The organism is Baaleninema simplex PCC 7105, from assembly GCF_000332355.1.
In the GTDB taxonomy this organism is placed as follows: Bacteria; Cyanobacteriota; Cyanobacteriia; order Cyanobacteriales; family Geitlerinemataceae; genus Baaleninema; species Baaleninema simplex.
In genome coordinates this window covers 500,493-502,684 of the sequence record NZ_KB235959.1, presented here as the reverse complement: position 1 = coordinate 502,684, position 2,192 = coordinate 500,493, and the positions used below count along the sequence as shown (strand labels likewise).

The window sequence follows — 2,192 nt, the reverse complement described above, 5'->3', positions numbered from 1 at the left end:
AACCCATTGACTTAGCTGGTCTTCAAGTTGACGATAGAGATGAGGGGTCATGATGCTGATGTGCTAGTTGAGGAACTCGAACATCGCATCTGACCCCTCTTTTTGTCTACCCCCTTTTTCTCAAATCCACTCCCTCTCTCACTTTCAGGAGTTTTCTGCACCACCAAGATGCAAGTTCTTATGCGGACGCGACAGAAATTGATTATTTCATCACGAATGAAGACTCCGAAAAAGTGACTGCCGAATGGGTCGTGAACACTTACTCAGGGCGAAACTGGGTAGAAGTCTTCTATCGGGAAGCCAAAGGATGGTTGGGTTGGAGGGAATGCCAGGCGAGAGGTTTGAAGAGTTTACAGCGGCATTTAATTTTGGTATTTTGTGCCTACACTTTTATCCTTTGGCATAAGTTGACGGGCGGTTTACGAAGGAAGTGGGCGAACCAACCTTTGGAAACTTTTGTAGATGCTTTAGAGGCTTTTCGGACAGCCATGTCTTTTCGTTTTGTGGCATGGCTGAACGAGAATCGAGACCTGTTTGCCGCTCACAAAGCGCGTTTTGGCTTGGTTTGGGCTTGAAATTTGTTTAAGTACCGCTAGGGATTGAAACACTGAGTTCGGCGATCGCCCCTCCGAGCGGTGAATGTTGAAAAACCCAAAAATCCCTTCTAGGGATTGAAACTATAAGTTGTACGAACAGCAAACGCCAGCGTATTGTTGAAAAACCCAAAAATCCCTTCTAGGGATTGAAACCGATGCGGGTGCGCCCGAAAGTCCCTGTGACGCGCCGAGGTTGAAAAACCCAAAAATCCCTTCTAGGGATTGAAACGATAATCAAATTGATAATCAAATTAGGCTTAAGTACAGTTGAAAAACCCAAAAATCCCTTCTAGGGATTGAAACGGGAAAAACCTCGATCGAAGCCATTCCCGATGGCTCGGTTGAAAAACCCAAAAATCCCTTCTAGGGATTGAAACAGGATCAATGGAGCGCGGTATTTTTTTGGGTCATAGTTGAAAAACCCAAAAATCCCTTCTAGGGATTGAAACAAGTCCTTTTTCGCGAATCAACGCTTTTGGGGCTTCCGTTGAAAAACCCAAAAATCCCTTCTAGGGATTGAAACAGCTTTGGATCGACCAAACAGGGGACGATCTCCCCAGTTGAAAAACCCAAAAATCCCTTCTAGGGATTGAAACTCATCATCAAGCTCGATATTTTTGTCGAACTCAAGTTGAAAAACCCAAAAATCCCTTCTAGGGATTGAAACAACGGGCGATCGCTGTGACTGGAACAGTTTCGCCAGAGCGAGAGTTGAAAAACCCAAAAATCCCTTCTAGGGATTGAAACTGACTTCTTTGACGCGCAAACGACGATCGACGAAGTCATCGGATGTTGAAAAACCCAAAAATCCCTTCTAGGGATTGAAACGATGGCTTTCATCGTCAGCGAGTGGGGAAAGAGTCGAGTTGAAAAACCCAAAAATCCCTTCTAGGGATTGAAACCGAGAGGGCTGGGGCGATGACGAAATTGCCCGAGTTGTTGAAAAACCCAAAAATCCCTTCTAGGGATTGAAACGAGGCGAGATTTCCCCGCACCAATATCGCCGCCCTCGGTTGAAAAACCCAAAAATCCCTTCTAGGGATTGAAACTAACCCCGCTTTTGCTTTGGCGCTGTTGCGTTCGTTGAAAAACCCAAAAATCCCTTCTAGGGATTGAAACTGCCTGCTTCGCTGTCGCTCCTCTGCGGCGGCGGCGGTTGAAAAACCCAAAAATCCCTTCTAGGGATTGAAACTCAAAGTCCATTCTCCCGGCTCGGTCGGTGGTTGTAGTTGAAAAACCCAAAAATCCCTTCTAGGGATTGAAACTGATTGAAATTTTAGGTTCCCGCTCAATCGCCTCGTTGAAAAACCCAAAAATCCCTTCTAGGGATTGAAACGTCGTCTTCCCGGTTCCGGCGTATCCCCTTAGTGGTGCAGAAAACTCAGAAGGGTCATAGGGATTGACAAAAAGCAGCCGTTCTGGAGAGAAGAGAAAATCAAGCGGTAGAAACCCGAGCGAACTCAAGGCGGAGTTGCAGATGTCGTCGCTTGCGCCTCGAGGCACAAGCCGTAGGAGGATTGCACCTGGGTAGAGGTGTTAAGAGAGGATAGCCCAAGCCGAGATAAAGGCGACGCTGAATCTCGCGCAACCCCAGTT

1 pseudogene and 1 CRISPR repeat array are annotated in these 2,192 nt (G+C 46.8%); the pseudogene reads left to right on the top strand.

Annotated features, from left to right (window positions below):
* Window positions 1-167 precede the first annotated feature (167 nt).
* Window positions 168-575, top strand: a pseudogene (locus GEI7105_RS41295) (transposase); the annotation flags it as partial.
* Window positions 576-641: 66 nt separating this feature from the next.
* Window positions 642-1,932: a CRISPR direct-repeat array (repeat unit 37 nt; unit sequence GTTGAAAAACCCAAAAATCCCTTCTAGGGATTGAAAC).
* Between the last annotated feature and the right edge of the window lie 260 nt (window positions 1,933-2,192).